Source organism: Variovorax sp. RCC_210 (assembly GCF_041355175.1).
Classification (GTDB): domain Bacteria; phylum Pseudomonadota; class Gammaproteobacteria; order Burkholderiales; family Burkholderiaceae_C; genus Variovorax.
This window is the reverse complement of the sequence record NZ_JBFUPJ010000005.1, coordinates 361,382-386,726: the sequence shown is the minus strand read 5'-3', so window position 1 is coordinate 386,726 and position 25,345 is coordinate 361,382. Positions and strand designations below refer to the sequence as shown.

The window sequence follows — 25,345 nt, the reverse complement described above, 5'->3', positions numbered from 1 at the left end:
TCCCGCAGCGAAATAAAGGAGGAGGGGCGCAGCCCCGGGGGACATTCGCGGAGGGAAGTACCCGGCGGCCTGTTCACACGCCCCGAACAACAGCCGGAGGAAACACCATGACAAAACGCATCGTCATCGACCGCCTCGACCTGAACTTGCGCGGCATCGACCAGGCCACGGCACACGCGGCAGCCAGGCTTCTGGGCCCTGCCCTGTCACGTGCGCTGCAACAGCGAAATTTCACGGCACGCGCCATCGACACCCTCGACGCAGGCCACATCGACACACCCGCCTCGCCGCAACCCGCCGAGCTGGCCACGCGCATCGCGCGGCAGATCGCGCGACACACCAGCACCCCGCGCACTCCGCACACCCCGCAGAAGAACACCCGGAAGCTCACGCCATGACCATGCTGCGCGGCGCCCTCATCGAATACGGCACCGACCTGATCGGGCCGATTCCGAACGTCGTCATCTTCCAGTACAACCCCGAGTCGCTCTCGCGCGTGCTGCAGATACCGCCGCGCCCCACCGGTGCCACCCAGCGCGAAACCACCCAGGCCGGCGAGCACACCTTCGAGAAGATCAGCTTCAAGGCCCACTTCAGCGCCGCCAACCTGCTCGCCGACGACAAGACGCTCGCGCGCACCTTCGGCATCGGGCCGCAGCTCAGCGCGCTCGAGAAGATGGTGCTGCCCAGCAGCAAGCTCGCAGGCCTGGTGGGCGCGGCCATCGACGCCATCGGCAGTGCCATCTCGGGCGGTGGTGCAACGCCCGCGGCGCAGCCCATTCCGCGCGAGAAATACCCGCGCATTCTTTTCATCTGGGGCCTCACGCGTGTGCTGCCCGTGACCATCGACAGCATGACCATCGGCGAGCTGGAGTACGACGCCGTGCTCAACCCGCTGCGTGCCGAAGTCGACATCTCGCTCAGCGTGATCGCCGTCGACGGCTGCTCCGACGACGTGCTCGCCAAGGGCGCGCTGGAATTCACCACCCTGGCCAAGGAAGCGCAGGCCATCGCCAACCTGGCCAACACCGTCGACCAGGTGGCCGACCTCATTCCGCTGTGAAAAAAAGAAAAGGAGCCTCCATGTTCCTCGCCAACTCCCGCTACGCCAACGTCGCCACCGTCGAAACCGTTGCGTCCACCGGCGAGCGCGTGACCGCGCTGCGCCTGCGCAAGCTCACCCCCGTCACGGGTGACACGCAGACCGTGCAGGCGCACGACCGCCTCGACCTGTTCGCGCAGGCCAACCAGGGCGACGCCACCCAGTTCTGGCACGTGGCCGACGCCAACACCGCGCTCGACGGGCGCACCCTGGTCGACGTTCCGGGCGACACGCTGGCCGTGCCGAAAAGCTGATGGCCGACATGCGCTTTCGCCTCTGGTTCGGTGACCGCGCCGCGAGCGCGGACGAACTCGCGCGCGTGGAGCAGATCGAGGTCACGCAGGAGATGGACGCCTTCTGGGAAGCGCATGTGCGCATGGCGCTGTGCCTGGACGCCAACGGCACCTGGCAGCACTGGCCGGGCGACACGGCCACGCCCTTTTCGCGCGTGCGCATCGAGCTCGACCTGGGCAGCGGGCGCTTCGTGCCGCTGATCGACGGGCCGCTGGCCAGCGTCGACGCGGGCCTCGACGCGCAACCGGGCCGCAGCACCGCGACCATGGTGGTGCGCGACGACAGCGCCTTCCTCGACCGCGACGAAGAGGCAGAGAAGCCTTTCGAGAACAAGAGCGACAGCGAGGTGGCGCGAATCCTGTTCGAGCGTTTCTCGCAGGTCATCGGCGAAACGCGCATTCCCGCGACGCAAGGCACGCCCGCAACCACCACCCGGCGCGGCACGGTGCTGACCTTTCTGCGCCGACTGGCGCGGCTGAACGGCCGGCACGCCTATGTGCTGCCCGCCGAGCAGCAAGGCGGCAAGAGCATCGGCTGCTTCCTGCCCGACCCCGGCGCCGCCGACGGCGCGCCCGACCTGCCCGCGCTGGTGATGATCGGCATCGAGCGCAACCTGGCCGACGCCGAGATCACCGAAGACCCGCGCGGCCCCGAACGCACCCGCTCGCGCGTGCTGCGCGTGAACGACCAGGGCGTGACCACCTTCGAGACCAGCGCGCAAGACCTCGGCCTGATGCGCGACCTGCCCGCCACGCCCGCCGACCTGACGCCGCGGCGCCTGCTGCACCCCGCCGACAACCACCGCGAAGACCCGAGCGCCGCGGTGAGCGGCCAGGCCCGCCGGCGCGGCTACGTGTACCACCTGCGCAGCCGCGTGGTGCCGGGCTGCTACGGCGCGGTGCTCACGCCCTACAACAAGGTGCGCGTCGACGCGGGCGCCACGCCGTACAGCGGCGACTACCTCATCACCCGCGTGGTGCACCGCATCACGCCATCGCTCTACACCCAGGAGCTCGAAGCGCAGACCGACTCGGCCAGCACGGTGCCCGGTGCCGCCGTGGCGGAAGCACTGGGTGGTGGGCTAGGCGTTTCAGTCTCCGCCAGCGTGGGAATCTTCTGACCATGATCGACCTTGCCGAACTCACCCTGGAGCGCGTTGTCGAGCGCATCGGTTCCACCTACTACGGCAAGTACCGCGGCCTGGTGAGCGATGTGTCCGACCCCGAGAACCGGTGCCGCATCAAGGCCACGCTGCCGGGCCTGCTCGACGGCGAAGAGTGCGGCTGGGCGATGCCGGTGCTGCCCTTCGCGGGCGACGGCCACGGCATGGTCATGCTGCCGGCCGTGGGCTCGGGCGTGTGGATCGAGTTCGAGGCCGGCAACCTCGACCTGCCGCTGTGGTCGGGCTGCTGGTTCGCCGACGGGCAGCGGCCCGACCCACAAGGCGAGAAGGTGCGCGTGATCGTCTCGGAGAACGGCCACAGGATCGTGCTCGACGACGAGAGCGACGAGGTGAAGATCGTGCACAGCGGCGGCGCGGAAATCGTGCTGAGCGGCGACGGCATCGCGTTGAGCTTCCAGGCCTGCAAGCTGGAGATCAGCGGCACGAACATCTCGCTGAACAACGGGTTGATCAAGGTCGGCCTGGCGGGCGTGAGCCTTGTCAACGGCGCGATGGCGTTCGGGGTGCCGCCATGATCCCGCTGCTCACCACGGCCAGCACCGTGATGTGTCCGCACGCGGGCATGGCGCAGCTCTTCACCACCAACACCGAGGCGGTGATCGACGGTGCGCCGGCGCTGCTCGAAACCGACGTGCACCCCGTGGTCGGCTGCACGTTCTTCTCGGGCCCCAACCCGATGCCGTGCCTGCTCATCCGCTGGACCTGCGGCGCGGTGCAGACCAAGCTGCACGGCGTGGGCTTTCTGCTGCAGTCGAGCGTCGGTGTTTGCTACAACGCGCTGCAGGCACCGCAAGGCGTCGCGATCGTGGTGCAGACGCAGACGCGGGCGACGGGGGTCTGAGATGAACATCCGTTCTTCTTGCCGCTGCCGGGGTCGTTCAGGGCTCGAACAGGGCGTCGGGTGCTTCCCGCAGCGAAACAAAGGAGGAGGCCGCAGGCCGGGGGACATTCGCGGAGGGGAGTACCCGGCGGCCTGTTCACACCCCCTGAACAGCAACACAAAAGGGAGTCCCTGACATGGCCCCCCTCCCCAACGGACGCCATCTCGCCTTTCCCTTCCGCATCGGCCGCGACGGGCGCACGGCCGCGCCGGTGTCCGATGCGGACCAGGTGCGCGACGAGCTTCTGCAGCTGCTGCTCACGGCCCCCGCGGAACGGCTTTTTCTTCCCGAATTCGGCGCCGGCCTGCGCAAGCTGGTGTTCGAGCCCGCGTCCGATGTGCTGCGCGGCGTGGTCAAGGCGCGCATCACGCAGGCGCTGTCGCGTTGGCTCGGGCAGCGGCTCACGGTGGAGCTGATCGAGGTCGACTGGGACGACGGGCTCGCCATGCTCTCGGTCACCATCAAGTACCGGCCCGCGGGCAGCCCCGATTCGCGGATCGTCAAGTTCCAGAGGGCCGGGTCATGAGCGAAGTCGTGTTCCAGGAACTGGTCGACGACCGCGCCGACGTGCTCGCGGGCAAGAACCTCAACGGCATGAAGCTGGTGCTGGTCGCGCTGCCGCCGGGTGCCAACCCCGACCACGCCGACCTGGACCTGCGCTTCTTCAACGAACTGCACGTGGCCGCGATCCTGGCCGAGATCACGGCCACGCCCGCGCGCGCGGGGCAGATCTTTCGCGTGCGGGGCGGCACGCGCGTGCCGGCGGGGGCGGCGGCCGGGCAGGTCAAGGTCACGGCGGTGGCGGGGGTGGACGCCACGCGGCTTTCGCTGCGCGTGGCGCCGGTGGGCGACTACTCGACCTACACGCTCGAGCTGGTGTGGGACGGCAGCCGCATCGACCCCTTCTTCTCCTCTATCGGCTTCAAGTTTCGCCCCGGCTGCTTCACCAACGACTGCGCGCCGCCGCAAGACGGCCCGCCGCTGTCGCCCGGCCCGAAGATCGACTACCTGGCGCGCGACTACGACTCCTTCCGCCACACGCTCATGACCGCCATGGCCGAGCGCGTGCCGGGCTGGAAGAGCACCAGCGAGGCCGACCACGACCAGGTGCTGATCGACCTGTTCGCCGCCGCCGCCGACGAGCTGGCCGACTATCAGGACCGCGTGATGGCCGAGGCCTACCTGGCCACGGCGTGCAAGCGCGTGACGCTGGCGCGGCAGGCGCGGCTCATGGACTACCACCTGCACGAGGGCAACCAGGCCAGCACCTGGCTCGCGCTCGAAGTGGTGGCAGGGCAGGCACCCTTTCGCCTCGACGACCAGGACGTGCTGGTGTGGACCGGCGTGTCGCCCGCCGAAGACGACGCGGTGTTCTTCGCCAGCCGCGAACGCTTCTTGCCGAGCGCGCAGCGCCAGCGCTTCGACCCGCTGGTCAACCGGCTGCGCATGCACACCTGGCGCAACGCGCACCCCGCGTTGCGCGCGGGCAGCACCGTGGCCGACGTGGTGCCGCTGGTGCCTGGCGCGGGCCAGGCCGAGGCCGATGCGCTGCGTGACCTGGTGCGCGCGGGCGCGCTGCCGCAGCTGCTCATCGCCGAGCAGCTCAACCCGCTCACCGCGCTCCTGCCGGGGCGCAACCGCAACAAGCGCCAGCTGCTGCGGCTGCTGGCGGGCAACGACGCGGCGCAGACGCTGCACGACCCTGTCACCGACACCTGGCTGGTACGTCTGCAGTGGCGCGACGAGGACCGGCTGCGCTTCGACTACAGCTTCACCACCTTCTGCGCCGGCGTGCCGAAGGAAGACATCTCGCTGTTCTTCGGCAACCTGCTGCCGGTGCACGAAGGCCTGCCGATGGCGGTCGATTTCTTCGAGGCCGGCGCGGTGCTGCCCACCGACACGCCCGACCACAAGCACCGCTACCACCAGCGGCTGGAGCGCCAGGGCGACCCGAACGACTGGGTGCTGGCCGCGCTGCCCGAAGGGCCGCTGGCGTACCTGCCCAAGCCGATGGACGGTGCCGTGGATGGCGCCTTGGATGGTGAGGTCCCCGCGCGCTCCACGCTGCAGGTCAGCGTGCTCACCGGCATCGAGACCCAGGCATGGAGCGAGACCGAGAGCCTGGTACACAGCGACGACTCGGCCTCGTTCGGGCGCCGCTTCATGGTCGAGACCGACGAGCGGCAACGCAGCACGCTGCGCCTGGGCAACGGCGTCAACGGCCAGCTGCTGCCCTTCGGCGCGGTGCTGCGCACGCAGTACCAGATCGGCGGCGGCCACCAGGGCAACGTCGGCGCGGACCAGCTGGTGAACGTCGCCAAGCTTTCCGGCGCGCTCGAAGGCGCCTTCACCGACGCCTGGAACCCTTTCGACGTGACCGACGGCCGCGACCCCGAGACGCCCGAGCGCATCCGCCGCAACGCGCCCGAGGCCTACCGCGCGCGCCAGTTGCGCGCGGTGACGCTGGCCGACTACGTGCGCCGCGCCGAAGAGGTGCCGCGCGTGTCCCGCGCCGTGGCCCGCTACGCCTGGACCGGCAGCTGGCGCACCGTGCGCGTGGTGATCGACCCCGCGGGCAGCACCACGCTCGACGACGCCCTGCGCGCCGACGTGGCCGCGCACCTGGAGGCTGTGCGCCTCATCGGCGAAGACCTGGAGCTGCGCCCGCCGCACTACATCCCCATCGAGCTGCGCATCGTGGTGTGCGCACAGCCCGACCAGTGGGTCGAAGACCTGCGCTTCGTGCTGGAGCAGGCGTTCTCCGACGGCTACACCGCCGACGGCCGGCCCGGCTTCTTCCACCCCGACGCCTGGACCTTCGGGCAGGACCTGCACCGCAGCGCCATCGAAGGGCGGGTGCACGGGGTGGCGGGCGTGGCGCACCTGGTGTCCATCGTGATGAAGCGCTTCGACGCGCCCACGCCGGGGCTGCCCGGCACCGAAGTGCTGGAGATGGGGTTCGACGAGGTGGTGCTCTGCGCCAACGACCCCGACCACCTCGAACGCGGCCTGGTGCGCATCGACGTGCAGGGCGGGAGGCAATAGCGATGGCCTGCGACCCGCTCATCACTGACGGCTTCCGCTTTCCGCGGCTGCCCTTCAACCGGCCGGGCCTGCCGCGCATGGCGTGGCGCATCGGCCGCTATCCCGACTTCGTCGAGGCCATGACGCGCCGCATCGACGCCGCGCCCGAGCTCGCCGAATGGACGCACCGCGACCCCGACGACCCGGCCATCGCGCTGATGCAGGGGGCGGCCGTGCTCGGCGACATCCTGAGCTTCTACCAGGAGCACTACGCCAACGAGGCCTTCCTGCGCACCGCCGCATGGCGCACCAGCGTGAGCGACCTGGTGCGGCTCACGGGCTACCGGCTCGCGCCCGGCATCGGCGGGCGCGCGACCTTCGCCTTCGAGGCGCGCGGCACGCAGCCGGTGACGGTGCGCGCGGGCTTTCCGGTGAAGGCCGACCTGCGCGACGTGAGCGCGCCGGCGGACTTTCAGACGGTGGACGAGCTGGTCGCGTGGCCGCACCTGGGGCGCTTCAACCTGTACCGGCAGCGGCAGTACGGCTGGGTCATCGGCGCGGGGCAGGCGCGCGTGGAGCTGGCCACGGTGGGCGGCGCGGGCGACTCGGCCTCGCTCGAGGCGGTGGAACTGAAGAAGGGCGACCGGCTGGTGCTGGTGCCCGAGGAGAACCTGCTGGGCCTGCAGTTCCAGCTGGCGCTGGGGTGGACGCTGAACCAGAGCTACGAAGAAATCGTGGTGGTGGAAAAGGTCGAGCGCCAGCTCGGGCGCGTGGTGCTCACGCTGGCCGGCAACTTCACGCACGGCTGGTTCACGCACTGCCGGGCCTTCCTGCTGGGGCGCAGCTTCAGGCACTTCGGCGCGAGCGCGCCGCTGCAGTTCGTGGAGAGCAGCGGCGGCAGCGCGCCCGTCACCACGGTGAGCAACACGCCCTTCACGCGCGGCAGCAAGTCGACCGTGGCCTACGCGAGCCCCTACATGGCGCTCGATGCGCAGACCTTTCCGCTGGAGCAGGAAGTGCACGACCTGGCCGCCGGCGGCACCGCGCTCGTCACCGGCACGGTGGGCTTCCCCATCGCGGTGACGCGCACCATTGCCACGGTGCGCTCGCAGCCCGCGCGCTGGGGCAACCTGAACATGCCCGCCAGTTTCGTGCGGCTGGACCGCGCCTTCGCGCCCGACTGGACATCGGCCTTCCCCACCTTCCAGGCGCTGGCCGACCTGCGCACCTTGCGGCTGCACGAAACCAGGGGGCCGATGCTGCAGCTGCGCCCGCTGGCCACCTTCGACGGCGCGGCCTTCGCCAACGGCACGCAGGCGTTGAGCTTCTACGGCAGCGCCGCGCAGGCCAGCGCGCTGGCGGGGCGCAAGCTGTACCTGTCGCATGCCGACGGGCGCAGCGTGGAGCTGACCTGCACCAACGTGCCCGCGGACTTCCCCCCACCAGTGCCACCCGTGCCACCTGCACAAGACGCGGCACGCATGTGGCCGCTGTCTTTCGACCGCGCGCCCGCGCCCTTCACCCGCGCCGACTTCGACGAGGCCACGCCGGCCGTCACCGGGTTCGGCAACCTGGCCGATGCCACGCAAGGCAAGCAGGAGGCCGACGCGGTGCTGGGCAACGGCGACGCGCGACAGGCGCTGCAGACCTTCGTGTTGCCCAAGTCGCCGCTGACCTACTGGCTGTCGAACGGCGCGGTGCCGCCGCAAACGCCGTTCCTCGAAGTGTGGGTGGGCGGGCGCCTGTGGACGCGGGTCGACGCCTTCTTCGGCCACGGCCCGCAGGAAGAGATCTACATCGTGCGCGAAGACGCCGAGGGCCGCAGCTTCGTGCAGTTCGGCGACGGCGAGACGGGCGCGCGCCTGCCTTCGGGCATGAAGAACGTGGTGGCGCGCTACCGCAGCGGCACCGGTGCGCGCGGGCCGGTCAAGCCCGGCGCCACGCCTTCGTCGAGCGAGCGGCCCGAGGGCTTCGACAAGGTGTCGCTGGCGGGCATCGTGTCGGGCGGCGCCGACCCCGAAGACCTGGAGAAGGCGCGCGAGGCCGCACCCGGCAAGGTGCAGAGCCTGGGCCGCCTCGTGAGCCTGCGCGACTTCGAGACCGAGACGCTGTCGGTGCCGGGCGTGACCACCGCCACCGCGGCGTGGGACCTGTACCAGGGCGTGCCCGCGGTGATTCTGCGGGTGCTGCTGGAGGCGGGGCGCGAGGCCGAGTTCGCGGACGTGCGCGCCACGCTCGCGCACGCGCAGCGCTGCCGCGGCCCCGACCGCTTTCCGGTGATCGTGCAGCAGGCCTTGCTGCGCTACGTGTTCGTCGACGTGAGCTACGCGCGCGACCCGACGTACCGGGCGGAGGACGTGGCCACGGCATTGCGCGCGGCCATGGGCCTGGCCGGCGATGCGGACCACGAGCGCACCGGGCTCTTCGGCCTGCGCGCGCGCCGGCTGGGCGAGCGCGAGTACGCGAGCCGCATCGAAGGCCGGCTGCAGAACGTGTCCGGCGTGCTGTGGTGCCGCGTGAGCGCGATGGGCCGCTTTGCCGCGGGGGTGACGGACACGGCGACGCTGGCGCTGCCGAACCCGCCGCGCCCGATGGCCGCGCTGCTGCCCTGCACGCCGCGCGAGCTGCTGCAGCTGCTGCCGGCGCACCTCACGCTGACGCCGGCGGTCGAACCGTCGGCAGGGGAATGCGCATGAACACGAAACCCGCAAGTGTCTTGCATTGCTCCTTCCCCCTTTGGGGGAAGGCCGGGATGGGGGCAGCCAGAGCGCCCGATGGACACGCCGCGTGCCCCCACCCCAACCCTCCCCCAACAGGCGAGCGAGAAAGAAAACCACAGGGAGCGCCCGCATGAGCACCCCCACCGTCCCCCTCTTCGACCGCCTCCCCGAGATCTACCGCACGCGCGACTCGGAGCAGTCCCCCGCCTACCCGCTGCGCGCCTACCTCGGCGCCATCGAGGAGGCCTTCGGCGCGCTGCACGACGACATCGGCCGGCTCTACGACAACCTCTTCATCGACACCTGCGAAGACTGGGTCGTGCCCTACCTGGGCGACCTGCTGGGCACCACGCACCTGAAGGGCGAGCCGCGCACGCTGCGCGCCGACGTGGCCGACACCATCGCGCTGCGCCGCCGCAAGGGCACGCTGGGCGCCATCGAGCGGCTCGCGGCCGACCTCACGGGCTGGGCCTGCCGCGGCGTGGAACTGCGAGAGAACCTGGGCTGGCGCCAGCACCTGAACCACCAGCGCCCCGACGCCGGCGGGCTGCCGCCGTGGGGCGGCGACGGCATCACGCGCTTCATGGTTCCGCGCGGCGGCACCGCTCCCGTTCGCGACCCGGCCTCGCTCGCCCTGTTGGGCACGCCCTTCGACACCTTCGCGTACAGCGCCGACGTGAAGCCGGCGGTGGACGACGTGCGCCACGTCAACCTGCCGAACCTCGCGATCTTCCTGTGGCGGCTCTCCGCCTGGCAGTGGCCTGCGCTGCCGCCGCTGGTGAAGGGCACGAGCGACCTGGGCGCGCAGCCCTCGCCGCTCGCGCGCTTCGCGATACGGCTGGACCTGCACCCGCTGGACCGGCCCGTGCGGCTCTTCAACATCGCGCGGCCCGCCGACCTCGACCTGAACGCCTCCGGCGGCGTGGTCGCGCCCCTCACGCAGCCCGACGCCGTGCCCGGCCCCATGCTCGACGCGCGCATCACGACCGGGGCCACCAGTACCACCGGCGCGCAGGCCGGCCACCCCGAGGCCTATGTGCACATCGACTTCTTCGACGACACCACCGCCCCGCCCACCGGGCTCGACCTGGCGAACGTCGGGCTGAACCTGTTCCTGCCGCAGTCATCGCAGGCGCTGTTCGCCGCCACCGCGTGGCGCTTTCGCGGCGACAACCTCTGCGCCTGGGAAACCGGCCTGCGCCAGCCGGTGGCCGACGGCGAAGTCGTCATCGACCCCGACATCGGCCGCGTGCTGGTCGGCGTGGGCACCGCGGCGCAGCGCGATGCGCTGGTCACGGGCACGGAGGCGCACTTGTACGCCAGCTTCACCGACGCGAGCCCCGGCCCGGTGGGCGCACAGCCGGTGGTGCGCAGCCTCTTCGAGCGCGACGGCGTCGAGGTGCGCGAGGCCAGCGCATTGCCCAGTGGCACGCCGCTGCAGGCGCAGATGGACAACCTGGCCACCGCCACGCAGCCCGTCGTCATCGAGCTGCAGGACAGCGGCGTGCACACGCTGGACATCGGCGCGCTCGCGGGCACGGCCATCGATGGTGGCGTGTCGGTGCGGCTCGCGCACTCGCTCACCGTGCGCGCGGCCGACGGGCAGCGGCCCGTGGTGCTGCTCGCGCGACCGCTGGGTTTCAGGCCCGTGGATGCGGTGGACGCGACGCTGGACGCGCCCGCCGTGCGGCTCGAAGGCCTGCACCTTGCGCCCGGCGCGGGCTTTGCGGCGGGCAGCGCGCTCATCGCGCGTGCCGCCCTCGCGCGGCTGGAAATCATCGGCTGCACGCTGGACCCCGGCGGCCACGCGCTGCGCGACGACAGCCGCGCGCCGATGACGCCCGCGCTGCGCCTGGAAAACGGCTACGGCTTCGCGCAGGCGGCCGACCGCGACGCCTTCGTGCCGACGCCCGACATCGTGGTGCAGCGTTCGGTCGTGGGCGCCATCGCGGTGGACGACCGCTACCGGCTGGACATCGCCGACAGCGTTGTAGACGCAGGCCTTGGCGTGGACGATGTACCGAACGGCACCTTCGCCATCGGCGCCGCCACCGACCCTGCCAACGCCTGGGCCGCGCCGCTGCAGTTCCAGGGCCTCACCGTGTTCGGCCCGGTGCGCACCAGCGCGGTGGGCGGCGCGGGCGGCCTGTTCGCGCAGCGCTTCGAGGTGCTCGACAACCAGCACGGCTGCATCAAGTGGAGCTGGTTCAGCGCAGGCGCGAACCGCCTGCCGCCCAACCACTTCTGCCTGCACGCGGGCGATGCGCGCCTGGCCTTCACCGCCGAGCGCTTCGGCGACCCGGGCTATGCGCAGCTGGCGCGCGGCAGCGACGTGCGCATTCGCACGCGCGGCCCCGACGACGACGCGATGGGCGCCTTCGGCTTTCTGCTGGAGGCGCACAAGTGGACCAACCTGCAGGTGCGGTTGCGCGAGTTCATGCCGGTCGGCGTGCGGCCGCTCGTCGTGCCTGTGACATGACAAAGAGGGGGCTGTGATGCAAGGCGATTTCTCCAACCTCGACTTCGATCCGCATGCGCACGAGCGCGGCGTGGCGCCCGCCGCCAACGGCGTGCTGCGCAACGTCAACGGGGTGCTGCACCAGCAGGGCCGCGTGTCGCTGGACACCGACTTCACCGACGGCCAGTTGCTCGAACTGGGCTGGCAGGCGCAGGCCGGGCGCGACGTCATCGGCGCGGGCGTGTGCGCGGTGCCGGCCGACGAGGCCGACGGCTTCAAGGTGCAGTCGGCCGCGGTGGTGAACGGGCAGGTGCATGTGCAGCTGCACCCGGGGCGCGCGTGGGCCGACGGCATCCTCGCGCGGCTGGCCGGCGCGGCGGCCGACCCGGCGGCGCTGGTCGAGCGCACGGCCACCTACTTCGGCCCGCCGCTTTCCAGCCCGCGGCCCTCCAGCCCGCTGCCCACACCCGACAGCATCGGCGACGGCGTGCGCGACGCGGTCATCCTCGAGGTGTCCGAAGAGTCGCTGCACGGCTTCCAGTACCCGGAGCGCCTGATCGAGCCCGCGCTCGGCGGGCCCGACACCACCGAGCGCGCCTACGTCAACTACCGCATCCGCCTGCTGCGGCTGGGCGCGGACGAAGACTGCGACACCATCCGCGCCAAGCTGCGGGACGACCTGTCGGCCAAGGGCCGGCTCACCGCGTCGCTGGCGCCGGTGATCGCCATCGCGGGCGACTGCCCGGTGGTGGGCGGCGGCGGGTACACGGGCTTCGAGCACAACCTGTACCGCATCGAGATCGCCGAAACCAGCCAGGGCACGGCGCGCTTCAAGTGGTCGCAGTGGAACGGCGGGCTCGCCGCGCGCGGGCGCTTCGACGCCACGGTGAACCCGCCGCGCGTGACGCTGGACGCGGGCCGCGCGGCGGTCATCCACTCGGGCCTGAACGCCTTCTACCTGGAGGCGCTGCAGTACGACGAGGCCATCGGCGCGTGGCAGCCGAGCTATGGCGCCATGGCCACGCTCACCACCGACCACGACCTGGAGCTGGCCGTGCCGCCGGTGTTCGGCGCCCTGCCCTCGACCACCGATTCGGTGTTCTTCCGGCTGTGGAACGGCATCGCCGACGTGTCCGCCTTCACCAACGCGGTCGACCCGGTCGAGCTGCGCGACGGCATCCGCCTGCAGTTCGACGCGCCGGGCGCGGGCAACTACCGCCCCGGCGACTACTGGACCTTTGCCGTGCGCGCGGGCGAAATCGCCAACCCCGCCGTGCTGGTGGACGACGCGCCGCCCACGGGCATCGTCTACCACCGCGTGGCGCTCGCCGAAATCGACTGGACGGGCCGGCGCAACACCGACATCTCGGGTGCCATCGAAGACTGCCGCAAGCGCTTTCGCCCGCTCACCAACCAGAAGATCTGCTGCACCTTCCTGGTGGGCGACGGCGTGTCCAGCTTCGGCGACTTCAACGCGCTGGAAGAAGCCGCGCGCCACCTGCCGCTGGCCGGCGGCGAGCTGTGCCTGCTGCCCGGCCTGCACCGCGCCAACCTCGCGCTCACGGGCCGGCGCAACGTGGTGGTCCATGGCTGCGCGCGCCGCTCCATCGTGCTGCCGCGCACCGACACGCGCACCCAGCCCATCCTGTCGTTCACCGATTGCGACGGCATCGAGGTGCGCGAGCTCGACCTGGTCACCTACGACGGCATCGCCATCGCCATCGAAGGCACGGCCGAGGGCAGCTGCCGCGACCTGCGCGTGCACGGCTGCCGCGTCATCGCGCGCACCAACGCCATTCGCGCCACGCAGGCCGCAGAGCTGAAGATCGACGACAACCGGCTGCACCTGCTCGACACGGTGGACGGGCGCGCCACCATTTCCATCAACGCCGACGACGTGCTCATCGAGCGCAACACGCTGGTGCTGCTGCCCTTTGTGGACGACACGCCCGACGACCCCGACACGCCCGACGACGACCCCACGCGCGACCCCGCAGACCCCTGCGCGCGGCCGCAGGTGATCTACAAGTTTCCGAAGCTGGTGCTGCTCTATGCGTTCAAGGTGTGGGCCTTCGCGCTGGTGAAGCTGGTGCCCCGGCAGCCGTACCGCGCCTTCGGCGGCATCCATGTGCGCCAGGGCTCGGAGCGCGTGCGCATCGTGCAGAACCGCATCGTGGGCGGTGGGGGCAACGGCATCACGCTGGGGGGCGACATCGACCCGCCGCCGCCGGTGATCATCGAGCGCGCGAACCCGGGCAACGTGACCGGTGCGAGCCTGAGCGCGTCGCTCTCCACGGCGTCCTTCGCGACCGCTGCAGCGGCAGCCGCCCCCGATGCACCGGGCGCCGCCGTGAACGTCACGGCCAACGGCCAGTTCCTCGCGCTGGTGCAGGACGAGAAGGGCAAGCCCGTGCCCGATGTCGACGTGTACCTCGAGGCCGACACCACCGCCACCGACCGCAGCGACGCCCAGGGCATGGCCAGCGTGAAGACCGCCGCCGGCGCCTACACGCTGGACGTGTCGCCGCAGTACCGCGTGCTGCGCGTGGCCGAGGCGCGCGACGCCGACGGGGTGCTGGTGAACGCGGTCACGGTCGCGCCGCGCGCGGTGGACGTGGCGGCGGCCAAGCGCGGCTTCCTGCACGAGATCGGCATCGAGGGCAACGACGTGTCGATGATGGGCCTGTCGGGCATCGGCTTCGCGCTGCGCGAGGGCGCCACGCTGGCCAGCAAGACGCCGGCCATTCCGGCCAACGACCCCAAGGGCGCGCTGCTGGCGTACATCGACGCGGCCATCCTCAACCTGGGGCTCACGCCGCTGCTGCGTGCCACCGACCCGGTGCGCGACCTGGTGGTGCTGGCCAACCGGCTGCACCACAACCTGCGCAACCCCTTCACCGACGCGATGGTGAAAGACGCGCAGAGCATCGGCCGCGGCGGCGTGTCGCTGGCCATCGTGGAATCGGCGGTGCTCAGCGGCAACCACGTGTACGAGAACGGCGCCAGCCTGATCGACCCGGTGTGCGGCGTGTTCGTGGGCTACGGCAACGACCTCGAAATGACCGACAACGTGCTGGCCGCGAACGGCCCCGTGGGCACCGCGGCCGACGACAACCGGCGCGCCGGGCTGCGCGGCGGCTTCTACGTTCGCTTCGCGGGCGCGCTGACCTCGCAGGCCTCGACCGCCACCGGGCGCAAGCCGGCCTTGCGCGTGCACGACAACCGGGTGGACCAGCCGGCGGGCCGCGCGCTCACGGCCTACGCCTTCGGGCCGGTGTCCGTCGCCAACAACCACCTGAACAGCGAGTTCAGCGGGCGCTTCGGCCTGCTCGACACGGTGGTGGGCGGCGTGCTGCTGTTCAACCTGGGCGGCATCCACCGGCTGCTGGCGCGCACGCTGGGCAAGTACTTCGACAACGCCAATGCCTACGCGGCGCGCGCCGAGGCGGTGCTGCCCGGCGGCGAGACGCTGTTCGACGACAACTACGTGCGCCTGGGCAGCGTGAACCGCTCGCTGGTGTCGCAGGCGCTGCTGTGCTTCGACGACCTGGGCTATTCGGCCAACACCGCGTCGGTGTTCAGGCGCGAGCCCTTCCTGGCCAACGCGGTGCTGATGGGCGACACGGTGCGCGTCACGGGCTCGCGTTTTCGCGAGGACGCGAACCACACCATCTCGGCGCTCACGCAGGGCTTTCGCACCAACATCACCACGCTCAACCAGGCCGACCACTGCATCGTGGCGCGGCCCGCGCGCGTGGGCGCCAACCCGCTGCCGACCATCGACACGGCCAACCAGGTGCTGGACGCGGCCTTCTGCGACCGCACCTTCGGCAACGCCGCGGGCCTGTCGCAGTTCGCCACGCAGTCGCTCTCGGCCAACGCGCGCGAGCTGGGCGGGGCGCTGCCCGACAACGCCTTCACCACGGCCGAGATGGCCGGGCTGTCGCGCCATTACGCGGCGCGCTCCATGGCCGTGGCCAACGAGACGCACGTGGCCACCACGCAGGCCTACAGCTACGAGGCGCAGCGCCTCGCGGTGAAGCTGGGCGCCGACCACCCGATGGCGCAGGCGCTGCGCTCGCAGGCCGACGCGGGCGCGCAGACCGCGCAGCTCATCGCCAGCAGCGCCGAGGTGGCGACGGTGCAGGTGGCGGCCCCGGTGGAGGGCGGCTCGGCGCTGGGCGGGCGCTTCGTGAACGCGCGCGGCCAGGGGCAGCAGGGCTACGTGGTGGGGCTGCTGCGCGGCAACGGCACGCAGATCGAGGTGGTGGGCACCACCGACGAGGCGGGCGCCTTCTCGGCCGTGTACGACCCGAAGCAGACGGCCGTGCTGCAGAAGGAAGGCGACCTGTTCCTGCGCGTGACCGACGCGGCCGGCAAGCAGGACATCGTGCGCGGCAAGGAGCCGGTGCGGCTCGCGCCGGGTGCGAACGTGCAGGTGACGCTGACCGGGCCGGTGCGCATCGTGCCGAAATCGGTGGCGCTGGACGGCACGGTGATCTTCGGGACGCGCACCACGCCGGCCACGCCACCGGCACCGCCGCCGCCGCCACCTTCGCCACCGGCACCGCCAGCGCCCACGCCTCCGGCCCCGACGCCGCCTGCGCCGCAACCCCCGGCGCCACCTTCCGACACCGTGCGTACGCCGCTCGACAAGCTCGACATCGACGCGGCCACCCGCAAGCGGCTCAACGAAGCGGGCGTGCGCGATGTCGAGGGCGTGCTGGAGATCGCGCCGGCCAAGCTGGCCGATGCGCTGGGCGACAAGCAGCTCGCCACCACGCTCATCGAGCGTGCCAAGCGGCTGCTGGCCTCGCAGCCCGGGCCGGTGAAGACGGCACGCAAGCGGGCGCCGAAAAGGAACCCGTGAAACCCTGAACGCCTGCACCCTTAACTCGTCTCGGGCGAACCGCACAAGGAGCACGCCATGTCGGTCTTCCAGTCGGCCTCGCGCTTCGGCAACGAGCGGCATGCACGCCGGCATGCGCCGCAGAACGCGCGCAGCGAAGCGCGCGCGGCCCCTGCCCCTTCTTCCTCGCCGCCGACCTCCTGCGCATGCGGCGGCAGCTGTCCGCGCTGCGGCGCGAAGAAGGAAGCCGGCGAGCGAAAGAACGGCGTGGTGCACGGCCCCGCCGGCACGGCCAACCGCTTCGACGACTGCCCCGCCAACTGGAAGCCCGTGGCCAACGCGGCGCAGACGCTGGGCGCCAGCTGGCTGGGCAACGTGGTGACCGGGCTGGGCGCGCTGCCGAGCCCGCTGCCGGCGCGCGTGTCGGCGCTGCTCACCACACACTTCCACACAACCTACGACAAGGACATCGCGAAAATCCTCGAACGGTTCAAGAAGCTGAACACCGCGATCAAGCAATCCATCGACTTCCAGTGCGAGAGTTCGTGCGACAAGAACGTGCTGGCCTACGTGTACTCGGTGTGGAGCGACCTGCACGTGTGCCCCTACTGGTTCGGCTCGGCGCCCGACCTGCAGGCCAGCACGGTGATCCACGAACTGGCGCACGACGTGGTGGGCTGCGACGACAACGCCTACGAATGGGAGAGCGCCAAGTACGCAAAGATGTCGGTGAGCGACGCGATGAACAACGCCGACTCGTATGCGCACTTCGCCTGGGATGCGTCCAAGCCCTGAGGGCGCGCCGCGACAGCGGGTCGCGCAACGATCGATGACGGATGAAGGAGCCTCGCCATGCCAGACCTCCAGCCCCGCGCGAAGCCGGCCACCCGGCCGTCGGCAAGGCATCGCGCCGCGCCTGTGCGCACGCAGGTGGAACGCCGCGAGTACCGACTGCCGGCGGGTCGCCCGCATGCATCGGCGTCCGCGCAGGCATCCGCGCACGGGGCCGCACCGTCGCGCACGGCAAGTGCCTGCGCCTGCGGCGGCGGTTGCCCACGCTGCCGCGCAAGGGCCGCGCCCCAGGGTCCGGCGCTGAGCCAGCCCGGCGACGCGCACGAGCGCGAGGCCGACGCGATCGCCGCGCGCATCGTCGCGGGCGGCCACGCCACTCATGCGACCGGCACCGCCGAACGCGGCACCGGCCTGCAGCGCGCGCCGCGCTACACATCAGCACCGCGTGCGCCCGCGGGCCTCGACACCGGCGGCCTGCGCTCCGCCTCGCGCCCGCTCGACGCCGCGACGCGCCGCTTCATGGAAGCGGGCTTCGGCCACGACTTCGGCGCGGTGCGCGTGCACACCGGCGCCGACGCGGCACGCAGCGCGGCCGGTGTCGATGCGCGCGCGTACACGGTGGGCGAGCACATCGTGTTCGGCCCCGGCGAGTACGCACCGAGCCGCGCCGAAGGCCGGCGCCTGCTGGCGCACGAGCTCGCGCATGTGGTGCAGCAATCGCGTGGCGCGGGGGCCTTCGGCACGTCGGCGCTGCAGCGCGCGCCGACCATCCAGGTGCTGCCCGCCAACTTCATCGGCCCGCCCTCGCCCACGCAGCGGCGCGCGGCCGTGTCGTGCCCCATCTCCTGCTGCTTCCAGCACCTGGGCACGCTGCACGCGATGCCGCTGGCCTTCACCGATGTGCGCCGCGGCTTCGCGGCGGCCGGCAGCGACCTGGCCTCGGGCATCGCGGCGGAGCTGCATTTCATGGCCGACGCGAACCAGCCGGCCGCCGCCGACGGCTGCCACTGCGACGGCTTCCACATGATCCAGATCATCAACAGCACGCACCCGTACGACGCGCGCGGGCGCAGCGACTTCGTCGACAACGACCCGAACAGCGCGCAGCCCTTCTACGGCACGCCCTCGGGCCCCTACCTGGCGGGCCAGGGCGAGCACGAGATACCGCGAGGCTTTCCGCTGCCCGACGCGGGCGAGCGCGTGAGCAGCACCGAGTCGATCTACGACATTCCGTACCGCACGCCCGCCATGCTGGGCACCACCAGCCTGAGCTGGACGGCCGAGACCTGCGTGTCGTGCGTGAAGGACAACGCGCCCGACCGCGTGCTGGGCTGCGTCACCTACGGCTTCACGCGGGCCTACAACGGCACCACGCACGCCTTCGACCCGATGGTGGCGGTGGCGCCCGACTGCCGCTCCTTTCCGTCGCAGGCGTTCGCGCGCACGCTGCGCACCGACCGCACCACCGCCGGCTACGACTTCGTGGCCGGGCCCGACTTTCCCGATTGCCCGGTGGGCGACTTCCCGGTGCCGGGCGGCGACACGCGGGTGGCTTGACGAGGGCGCGCAGCATGACGGACATCACCTTCACCTCTCCGCTGGACGCGCTGCAGGTCATCGACAGCCACGGGCGCGTGCAGCCGCCGGCCGCGCGGCTGGCGGTGGACCTGCTCGCGCTGCTGCGCCCGACCTCCGGCGCGCACGAGACCCGCGTGCGCGTGGTGTCGGGCGCGCAACTGCCCGCCACGCTGGCCGGCAGCAGCTTCGTCGGGCTCACGCCGTCGGTGCCGATGTCGGCCGCCTCGCTGCATGGCGGCTGGCTGGTGGCGCGCGTGCCGGGCGAGTTCTTCACCACCGACACGGCCACGCCGGTGCGGGTGGACGCGGTCGGCGAGGCGTGGTCGATCGACCTGCACATCGCGCACGTCGAAAACCCCAACGGCACGGCCGCGCCCTGCGACCTGTGGGTGCTGCTGGGCCTGCGCACCGACCAGCGCGCGCCGCACACGCTGCGGCTGCACTTTCCGGCGCGCTGGCTGTGGGCCGACGGGCAAGCGGCGCCGCACGCCGACGGCGCGCCGCGTCCCGCAGCGGAGAGCTTTCAGCTTGAGTTCCGCTAGCGGGCGCATGCCGCCGGTGCCGAAGCGGCAGGGCGCGAAGGCAGCGAAGGCCGGAAAGGGCGGGAAGGCGATGTCGCGCTCGCGCCCTGCCGCGTCGGGCAACGACGCGCAAGCGCACCCTGAGACGGCGGCGAACACGTGCGCATGCGGCGGCTCGTGCCCACGCTGCGCGGCCACCGCAGGCGCACCGCTGGCGTCCTCGCTTCGCACGGCGTTCGAACGCGGACTCGGACAGCCGCTGGACACCGTGCGCGTGCACGCATCGAACGAAGCCGCGCAGGCCGCGCAGGCCGTGGGCGCGCGCGCCTTCTCGACGGCCGACGCCATCGTGCTCGGCGGGCCCATGCCTGCCGCGCGGCGCATCGGCGAACGCTTTCTGCTGGCGCACGAAGTCGCGCACGTGGCGCAGATGCGCGGCGCGGGCGAACGCCCGGACGATGCGGCCGGTCACACCCCCGACCTCACGGCCCGTCACAGCACCGACCTTGCAGCCGAAAAGGAAGCCGACCGCGCCGCCGTGCAACTGGCCTTCGGCCTCGGCCCGGCGCGCGTCACGCACCGCCCCGCGCCCGATGCGCTGCTGGCCAGCCCGCTCTCCGACAGCGTGGACGCCATCTGGCTGTCCGCCGCCGACAAGGGCCGGGTGTTCGATGCCTTGCGCGCGCAGGGCCGGCCGGTGGCCGACCCGGACCTCGACGCGGTGCTCGCGCGCATCTTCCCCGCCGGCTCCGACGACCTGTGGCTCGCGCAGGCCATCGCGCGCAACGGCCCCGAGCCCCTGTGGCCCACCGCCGACCTCGACGAGCGGCGGCGCCGGCAGCGCGACCACGGCTGGACCGAGGAGCGCGGCGGCATCGCGGCGTCGTTGCTCACCACGTCGGGCGGGCGCTCGGTCGATGCCTTCTTCTTTCCGGGCACCAGCGACGAACGCGCGCTGGTCATCGCGGGCGTGCACGGCTCGGAGCAAGGCGGCATCGAGGTGGCACAGATGCTCATCCAGACGCTGCAGAACGCGCTGCTGCGGCCCTGCTACACGGTGATCGTCGTGCCCGTGCTCTTCCCCGACAACGCGGCCACGCGCACGCGCGAACGCGCCACGCCGACCAACCGCAACTTTCCGAGCCCCGGCCAGGGGCTGGACGCGGCCACCCCCGCGGGCCGTGCGACGCCGATGGACGCCGGCTCGCCGGCGCGCGCGGTGCTGCCGGAGAACATCGCGCTGATGCGGCTCATCGAGCGCTTCCGGCCGAGCCGCATCGCCAGCGTGCACGGCTCGAGCACGCGCGATGCCGCGGGCATCTTCAGCGACGCGCACACGGTGTCGGCCGGCGCACTGGCACGGGCGGCCGACCCCACAGCGGCCACCGCGCTGCAGGCGGCCGCGTCGGCGCGCACCGCGAGCGACCAGGCGCTGGCGCTCGCGATGGCCGGCGACATGGCGCGGCGCGGCTTCGGCCGCGGCGTGCAGGGCAACCACCTGGGCGGCACGCCGACCACGGGCTGGAGCGGCGCGATTCCGGGCGGCACCTCGCTGGGCGGCTGGGGGCCGCAGGACATCACCGAAGGCCGCGCGACCGACCGCCCGTCGATGAGCGTCATCACCGTGGAGGTGGCGACCAACACGCGAAGCACCGACCTGCGCGGCGCGGCGGCGACGGCACGCAGCGCCGAACTGGCGAGCTACCGCGATGTGATCCGGGAGATCTTCCTGGGGCGGCCCTGAAGCACCCTGTACAGCGATGTTGAAGCGGTATTGAAACGGTGGCTCAGTTCGCCTCGGCCACGCCGCGTCGGTCGATGCCGTACTTCTTCAGCAGCTTGCCGAAGGCGCGTCGCTCCTTGCCCGCGATGCGCGCGGCCTGCGTCACGTTGCCGCCGGACTGGCGCAGCACGTTGACCACGTAGTCGCGCTCGAAGCTGCGCACGGCCTCGGCCTTGGCGTCCTGGAAGTTGGCGTGGTCCTGCGTGCGCCAGCGCATGCTGTCGGCACCCTGGAAAGCTTGAGACGGTTGCGAAGGCGCGGCGGCGTGGCCCACGGTGTTGCCGTCGGCCATCAGCAGTTCGCGGTGCACCCAGTTTTCCAGCTCGCGCACGTTGCCCGGCCAGGGCTGGCGGTGCAGCCAGTCGAGCGTGGCCTCGTCGAAGCGGCGCCCCGGCAGGCCGTACTTGGCGCAGAAGGCCTCGAGGAAATAGCGCGCGAGCAGCACCGCGTCGCCGGGCCGCTCGCGCAGCGCGGGCAGGCGCACCTGAAGGATCTTCAGCCGGTACATGAGGTCGGCGCGAAAGTCGCCGGCCTCCACCGCGATGTCCAGCGGTCGGTTGGTGGCGGTGACCAGTCGCACGTCGGTGCGCAGTTCGCGCGCGCTGCCCAGCGGCCGGTAGCGCTGGTCTTGCGCGAAGCGCAGCAGCACCACCTGCGCCTTGGCGCTCAGCGCATCGACCTCGTCGAGAAACAGCGTGCCGCCGTTGGCCTCGGCCACCAGGCCGCGGCGCGCGGCCTTGGCGTCGGTGAAGGCGCCGCGCTCGTGGCCGAAGAGTTCGGCCTCCAGCAGGTGGTCGGGCAAGGCGCCGCAGTTGACGGGCACGAACGGGCCCTTGCTGCGCGCGCCCCATGCATGCACCGCGCGCGCCGCCAGTTCCTTGCCGCAGCCGGTCTCGCCTTCGACCAGCACCGGCGCGTCGCTTGCCGCCACGCGGCGCAACTGGCCGAGCATGCCGACGAAGCGGGGCGAGGCGCCGACGAGGGGCTGGCCCGACACATCGACGCCGTGGCCGGTGTGCAGCTCGCTCGGCAAGGGCGATAGAAAGCAGGCTTGGAACACGCAATGACCCGGAAGGTGGATGACGCGGTAATCGACTGGCGGGCCATCGTGAGCCGGAGGTCCCTCCCCGGTCAATATTCCATTAGTGAAGGCAGGCCTTACGTACTACCGTTTTCCGTAGGAAGTTAAACGTAAAGGCCTCTTGCCGGGGCGCGGAGATGTTTCACAACGAAACCTGCATCGGCTTGAACACGCGCAGCCACTTCGGCGCGGGCAAGTTCCAGCGCGTCTGGATGGTCTGCGCGCGCTCGGCCAGCAGCTCGCGCTTGGGCCGGCTCGGCGTGCGCTGCGCGAGCACCACGGTGTTGCCTTCGCGCGTCGGCTTGAAGGCCCACACCGCGTTGGCACCGAAGGCGGCGGCGATCTTCTCGAGGCTGCGTTCGTAGCTCGACGAGCGGCCGAACAGGTTCACCGTCATGCAGCCGTCTTCGGTGAGCAGCGCGCGGCAGTCGGCATAGAAGTCTTCGCTGTCGAGCACGGGCGCGGCGGCCTCGTGGTCGTACAGGTCGACCTGCAAGGCATCGACGGTGCCGTGCCACTCGGGCTTGCGGATCTCGGCCGCGGCATCGGCGATGACCACGCGCAGCTTCGGGTCGTCCGGCGGCAGCTTGAACCAGCCGCGGCAGGCCGACACCACCTGCGGGTTGAGCTCGATGGCGGTGGTGCGCATGCGCAAGACCTTGCGGCTGAACTTGGTGAGCGTGGCCGCGCCCAGGCCGAGCTGCATGGCATGGCGGCTGGCCACGGTCTTGCCGTCGGCGAACAGCAGCCAGGCCATCATGCGCTGCACGTACTCGAGCTCGATCTCGAAGGGCGCGTCGATCTTCATCGAGCCCTGGACCCATTCGGTGCCCAGGTGCAGGTAGCGGATGTCGCCCCAGTCGGAGAAATTGACTTCGGGAAGGACGAGGGGTTGGGCGGGTGTTTTGCTCGATGCCATCAGACGACAAGGTGGTGGGCTGCGAAGACCTCGCGCCAGGCCGCGAGCTTGCGCTCGAAGCTCCACGACGCGTTGGCGGGGCTGGTGGATGGCAGCGAATGAACCGGCACGCCGAGCGCGCGCGTGTGGCGTGCGTGCTTGAAGCTCTCGCCGCCGTTGTGCGCGATGGCGGCGAGCCTGGGCAGGTGCAGGCCGGCAATGTCGTTCACCACCGGCGAGCGAATGGCCGAGTCGAGGCTGCCTTCGCGCTCGCAGGCGCCGTACACGTCCCACACGCCCAGGCCGCGGTCGAGCAGCCACTGGCAGCGCGCGGCGTAGCTGTCGGCGCCCGAAGGCAGGGGAATGTCGGGCCACACGGCTTGCAGGATCTTCCAGAACTGGTTTTGGGGGTGTGCATAGTACTGCTGCCGTTCGAGCGACTTCACACCGGGAAAGCTGCCGAGCACGAGCACGGCGGTGTTCGGCGAGACGATGGGCGCGAGGCCCGTGAGCACGGCGGCGGATGCGGTGGGGGGAGTCATGGGAGGCATCGTGCCACTGTCGCGGCCCATGAAAAAACCCGCCGAGGCGGGTTCTTTGGGGGTTCTTTGGGGGTTCTTCGGAGAGAAGCCGGAAAGCTTATTGCTTCTTGGCGGCTGCGTTCTCGGCCGTGCCGGGAATCTTCTCGCCAATGGCGGCGCCGGTGCTGCGCATGCCGTCGGCGGCCTTGTGGCCGGTGTTTTCAACCGCGTCGCCGGTCTTCGCGGCCACGTTCTTGGTGGCGGTGGTGGCCTTCTTGGTGGTGCGCTTGGTGGCGTTCCATGCCTTCTTGCTGCCGTTTTCGGTGGCGTTGGCGGCCTTCTTGGTGGTGCGCTTGGTGGCGTCCCATGCCTTTTCAGCGCCGTTCTCGGTGGCGTTCACGGCCTTCTTGGTCGTGCGCTTGGTGGCGTCGACGGCGTTGCTGCCGGCTTCCTTCACCTTTTCGCCGGTGGTGGGTTCGGCCGTGGCCGGGGCTGCCGTGGTGGCGGGAGCCGTGGTCTGTGCCACTGCCGACACGCCGATGGAGGCGAGCGCCAGCGCGAGGACGACGGGCATGGTGCGAACAAAAGACGTGGTCATGAAAACGCTCCTTGTTGGATGAAGTTTTGAAGTGACTGACGTGCCACTGGTCTATGCAACGAACTTCCGAACCTCAAGGATGACAGCAAATGCATGGCATCTGCACACTCGGTTGCAGGTCGGGACATTGGCCTACGCGGGGTGCGGCGGGCGTTCCGACACGGGCATCAGACTTTTCAGCCGCGGCAGCGTTTCGAGCGCATTGCGGGTGGTGGCTTCGGCCAGTTCGTCGATGCCGATGCCCCGCAGCCCGGCCACCACCTGCGCGATGCGCGGCAGCTCGCCGGGCTCGTTGCGGCCCTGCGCCTCGCCGGCGTCGCGCTGGGCCTGGGTGCGGTAGAGCCAGTGCGGCTGGATGTCGGGCGCGTCGGTCTCCATGACGATCGACGCCAGCGGCAAGGTGCTGGCCAGGCGGCGCAGCTGCAGCGCGCGCTCGAAGGTCACGGCGCCGCCGAAGCCCAGCTTCAGACCGAGCGCGATGCAGGCCTGGGCCTGCTGCTCGCTGCCGTTGAAAGCATGGGCAATGCCCTGCCACGGCCTGCCGCCCGCCGTCTGGCGCAGGTGCTTGAGCACCTTGTCGACCGAACGCCGCACATGAATGAGCACGGGTAACCCGTGCTTGCGTGCCAGTTGCAACTGAGTGTGAAAGAAACGCTCCTGCCGTGGCCCGTCGAGGCCTTCCACGAAGTAGTCGAGCCCGATCTCGCCGACCGCGACCAGGCGCGGATCGTCGCGGCGGGCGCCGAGCTCGGCGTCGAGCGCGTCGAGGTCCTCGTCCTTCGCCTGGCCGGTGCACAGCGGATGAATGCCCAGCGCATAGGCGTCGCCCTGCATGTGGGCCAGCTCGCGCACGGTGGCGAAATTGAACGCGGCTACCGCGGGAATGACGCACATCGCCACCCCTTGCTGCGCCGCGCGGGCGCGGATGACGGGCATCTGCGCACCGAATTCGGGCGCGTCCAGGTGGCAGTGGGTATCGACGAAGGTAGCCATCGCACCATGATGCCCGAAGGGATGCACAGCAGAAGAAAGCGTGCTACTGTGAACTCCTTCACGCGATAT

At 71.2% G+C, this 25,345-nt stretch carries 20 protein-coding genes; 15 read left to right on the top strand and 5 right to left on the bottom strand.

The window, feature by feature from the left end; translation table 11 throughout:
* Positions 1-107: 107 nt before the first annotated feature.
* The 15 genes from AB6807_RS18325 (at position 108) to AB6807_RS18255 (ending at position 21,146) form a co-directional block, all read left to right on the top strand.
* A complete protein-coding gene (locus AB6807_RS18325; RefSeq protein WP_371085640.1) occupies positions 108-398 on the top strand; it encodes a hypothetical protein in 291 nt (96 codons plus the stop codon).
* Positions 395-1,063, top strand: a complete 669-nt coding sequence (locus tag AB6807_RS18320; RefSeq protein ID WP_116908434.1) for a hypothetical protein — start codon at positions 395-397, stop codon at positions 1,061-1,063. Before AB6807_RS18325 ends, AB6807_RS18320 begins: the two co-directional genes overlap by 4 nt.
* Positions 1,064-1,083: 20 nt before the next feature.
* Positions 1,084-1,356: a hypothetical protein gene (locus AB6807_RS18315; protein ID WP_116908435.1), complete on the top strand. Its 273-nt coding sequence runs from the start codon at positions 1,084-1,086 to the stop codon at positions 1,354-1,356.
* Positions 1,356-2,516 carry a hypothetical protein gene (locus AB6807_RS18310; protein WP_371085639.1) on the top strand — a complete coding sequence of 387 codons (1,161 nt, stop codon included), beginning with the start codon at positions 1,356-1,358 and terminating at the stop codon, positions 2,514-2,516. Before AB6807_RS18315 ends, AB6807_RS18310 begins: the two co-directional genes overlap by 1 nt.
* Before the next feature lie 2 nt (positions 2,517-2,518).
* Positions 2,519-3,094, top strand: coding sequence for a phage baseplate assembly protein V (locus AB6807_RS18305; RefSeq protein WP_116908437.1), 576 nt, complete (start codon positions 2,519-2,521; stop codon positions 3,092-3,094).
* A complete protein-coding gene (locus AB6807_RS18300; protein WP_116908438.1) occupies positions 3,091-3,420 on the top strand; it encodes a hypothetical protein in 330 nt (109 codons plus the stop codon). The genes AB6807_RS18305 and AB6807_RS18300 overlap by 4 nt, the downstream gene beginning before the upstream one ends.
* Before the next feature lie 176 nt (positions 3,421-3,596).
* Complete coding sequence (locus AB6807_RS18295; RefSeq protein ID WP_371085638.1) at positions 3,597-3,986, top strand: GPW/gp25 family protein; 390 nt, start codon at positions 3,597-3,599, stop codon at positions 3,984-3,986.
* Positions 3,983-6,505, top strand: a complete 2,523-nt coding sequence (locus AB6807_RS18290) for a baseplate J/gp47 family protein (protein WP_371085637.1) — start codon at positions 3,983-3,985, stop codon at positions 6,503-6,505. Before AB6807_RS18295 ends, AB6807_RS18290 begins: the two co-directional genes overlap by 4 nt.
* A gap of 2 nt (positions 6,506-6,507) precedes the next feature.
* A complete protein-coding gene (locus tag AB6807_RS18285; protein WP_371085635.1) occupies positions 6,508-9,180 on the top strand; it encodes a hypothetical protein in 2,673 nt (890 codons plus the stop codon).
* A gap of 154 nt (positions 9,181-9,334) precedes the next feature.
* Entirely contained in the window at positions 9,335-11,683 is a 2,349-nt protein-coding gene (locus AB6807_RS18280; RefSeq protein ID WP_371085634.1) for a hypothetical protein, read from the top strand.
* Between the two features lie 16 nt (positions 11,684-11,699).
* On the top strand, positions 11,700-16,532 hold the full coding sequence (locus AB6807_RS18275) for a hypothetical protein (protein ID WP_371085633.1): 4,833 nt from the start codon (positions 11,700-11,702) through the stop codon (positions 16,530-16,532).
* A 57-nt stretch (positions 16,533-16,589) separates the two neighbouring features.
* The gene (locus AB6807_RS18270; RefSeq protein ID WP_371085632.1) at positions 16,590-17,306 is read left to right on the top strand and encodes a M35 family metallo-endopeptidase; all 717 of its coding nucleotides are present in this window, start codon (positions 16,590-16,592) and stop codon (positions 17,304-17,306) included.
* 57 nt (positions 17,307-17,363) lie between these two features.
* Positions 17,364-18,860 (top strand): DUF4157 domain-containing protein, encoded by a 1,497-nt coding sequence (locus tag AB6807_RS18265; protein WP_371085631.1) that lies wholly within the window; start codon positions 17,364-17,366, stop codon positions 18,858-18,860.
* Between the two features lie 14 nt (positions 18,861-18,874).
* Positions 18,875-19,423 (top strand): hypothetical protein, encoded by a 549-nt coding sequence (locus tag AB6807_RS18260; RefSeq protein WP_371085630.1) that lies wholly within the window; start codon positions 18,875-18,877, stop codon positions 19,421-19,423.
* Positions 19,424-19,430: 7 nt separating this feature from the next.
* The gene (locus tag AB6807_RS18255) at positions 19,431-21,146 is read left to right on the top strand and encodes a DUF4157 domain-containing protein (protein ID WP_371085656.1); all 1,716 of its coding nucleotides are present in this window, start codon (positions 19,431-19,433) and stop codon (positions 21,144-21,146) included.
* A gap of 43 nt (positions 21,147-21,189) precedes the next feature.
* On the opposite strand, the gene AB6807_RS18250 is transcribed toward AB6807_RS18255, so the two are convergent.
* The 5 genes from AB6807_RS18250 to AB6807_RS18230 all read right to left on the bottom strand — a co-directional run bounded on the left by AB6807_RS18250 (position 21,190) and on the right by AB6807_RS18230 (position 25,276).
* Positions 21,190-22,218 (bottom strand): sigma-54-dependent Fis family transcriptional regulator, encoded by a 1,029-nt coding sequence (locus AB6807_RS18250; RefSeq protein WP_286513070.1) that lies wholly within the window; start codon positions 22,216-22,218, stop codon positions 21,190-21,192.
* A 190-nt stretch (positions 22,219-22,408) separates the two neighbouring features.
* Positions 22,409-23,185, bottom strand: a complete 777-nt coding sequence (locus tag AB6807_RS18245) for a spermidine synthase (RefSeq protein ID WP_371085629.1) — start codon at positions 23,183-23,185, stop codon at positions 22,409-22,411.
* Positions 23,185-23,706 carry a DNA-deoxyinosine glycosylase gene (locus AB6807_RS18240; RefSeq protein ID WP_371085628.1) on the bottom strand — a complete coding sequence of 174 codons (522 nt, stop codon included), beginning with the start codon at positions 23,704-23,706 and terminating at the stop codon, positions 23,185-23,187. The genes AB6807_RS18245 and AB6807_RS18240 overlap by 1 nt, the downstream gene beginning before the upstream one ends.
* Positions 23,707-23,803: 97 nt before the next feature.
* Positions 23,804-24,283, bottom strand: a complete 480-nt coding sequence (locus AB6807_RS18235) for a hypothetical protein (RefSeq protein ID WP_116908449.1) — start codon at positions 24,281-24,283, stop codon at positions 23,804-23,806.
* A 132-nt stretch (positions 24,284-24,415) separates the two neighbouring features.
* Positions 24,416-25,276 carry a TatD family hydrolase gene (locus AB6807_RS18230; RefSeq protein ID WP_371085627.1) on the bottom strand — a complete coding sequence of 287 codons (861 nt, stop codon included), beginning with the start codon at positions 25,274-25,276 and terminating at the stop codon, positions 24,416-24,418.
* Between the last annotated feature and the right edge of the window lie 69 nt (positions 25,277-25,345).

Coding starts and splice junctions, on each gene's coding strand:
- AB6807_RS18245 (WP_371085629.1), bottom strand. CDS start 23,185: ATGGCATCGAGCAAAACACCCGCCCAACCCCTCGTCCTTCCCGAAGTC.
- AB6807_RS18300 (WP_116908438.1), top strand. CDS start 3,091: ATGATCCCGCTGCTCACCACGGCCAGCACCGTGATGTGTCCGCACGCG.
- AB6807_RS18290 (WP_371085637.1), top strand. CDS start 3,983: ATGAGCGAAGTCGTGTTCCAGGAACTGGTCGACGACCGCGCCGACGTG.
- AB6807_RS18260 (WP_371085630.1), top strand. CDS start 18,875: ATGACGGACATCACCTTCACCTCTCCGCTGGACGCGCTGCAGGTCATC.
- AB6807_RS18240 (WP_371085628.1), bottom strand. CDS start 23,706: ATGACTCCCCCCACCGCATCCGCCGCCGTGCTCACGGGCCTCGCGCCC.
- AB6807_RS18285 (WP_371085635.1), top strand. CDS start 6,508: ATGGCCTGCGACCCGCTCATCACTGACGGCTTCCGCTTTCCGCGGCTG.
- AB6807_RS18270 (WP_371085632.1), top strand. CDS start 16,590: ATGTCGGTCTTCCAGTCGGCCTCGCGCTTCGGCAACGAGCGGCATGCA.
- AB6807_RS18295 (WP_371085638.1), top strand. CDS start 3,597: ATGGCCCCCCTCCCCAACGGACGCCATCTCGCCTTTCCCTTCCGCATC.
- AB6807_RS18235 (WP_116908449.1), bottom strand. CDS start 24,283: ATGACCACGTCTTTTGTTCGCACCATGCCCGTCGTCCTCGCGCTGGCG.
- AB6807_RS18265 (WP_371085631.1), top strand. CDS start 17,364: ATGCCAGACCTCCAGCCCCGCGCGAAGCCGGCCACCCGGCCGTCGGCA.
- AB6807_RS18255 (WP_371085656.1), top strand. CDS start 19,431: ATGCCGCCGGTGCCGAAGCGGCAGGGCGCGAAGGCAGCGAAGGCCGGA.
- AB6807_RS18305 (WP_116908437.1), top strand. CDS start 2,519: ATGATCGACCTTGCCGAACTCACCCTGGAGCGCGTTGTCGAGCGCATC.
- AB6807_RS18230 (WP_371085627.1), bottom strand. CDS start 25,276: ATGGCTACCTTCGTCGATACCCACTGCCACCTGGACGCGCCCGAATTC.
- AB6807_RS18320 (WP_116908434.1), top strand. CDS start 395: ATGACCATGCTGCGCGGCGCCCTCATCGAATACGGCACCGACCTGATC.
- AB6807_RS18310 (WP_371085639.1), top strand. CDS start 1,356: ATGGCCGACATGCGCTTTCGCCTCTGGTTCGGTGACCGCGCCGCGAGC.
- AB6807_RS18275 (WP_371085633.1), top strand. CDS start 11,700: ATGCAAGGCGATTTCTCCAACCTCGACTTCGATCCGCATGCGCACGAG.
- AB6807_RS18280 (WP_371085634.1), top strand. CDS start 9,335: ATGAGCACCCCCACCGTCCCCCTCTTCGACCGCCTCCCCGAGATCTAC.
- AB6807_RS18315 (WP_116908435.1), top strand. CDS start 1,084: ATGTTCCTCGCCAACTCCCGCTACGCCAACGTCGCCACCGTCGAAACC.
- AB6807_RS18325 (WP_371085640.1), top strand. CDS start 108: ATGACAAAACGCATCGTCATCGACCGCCTCGACCTGAACTTGCGCGGC.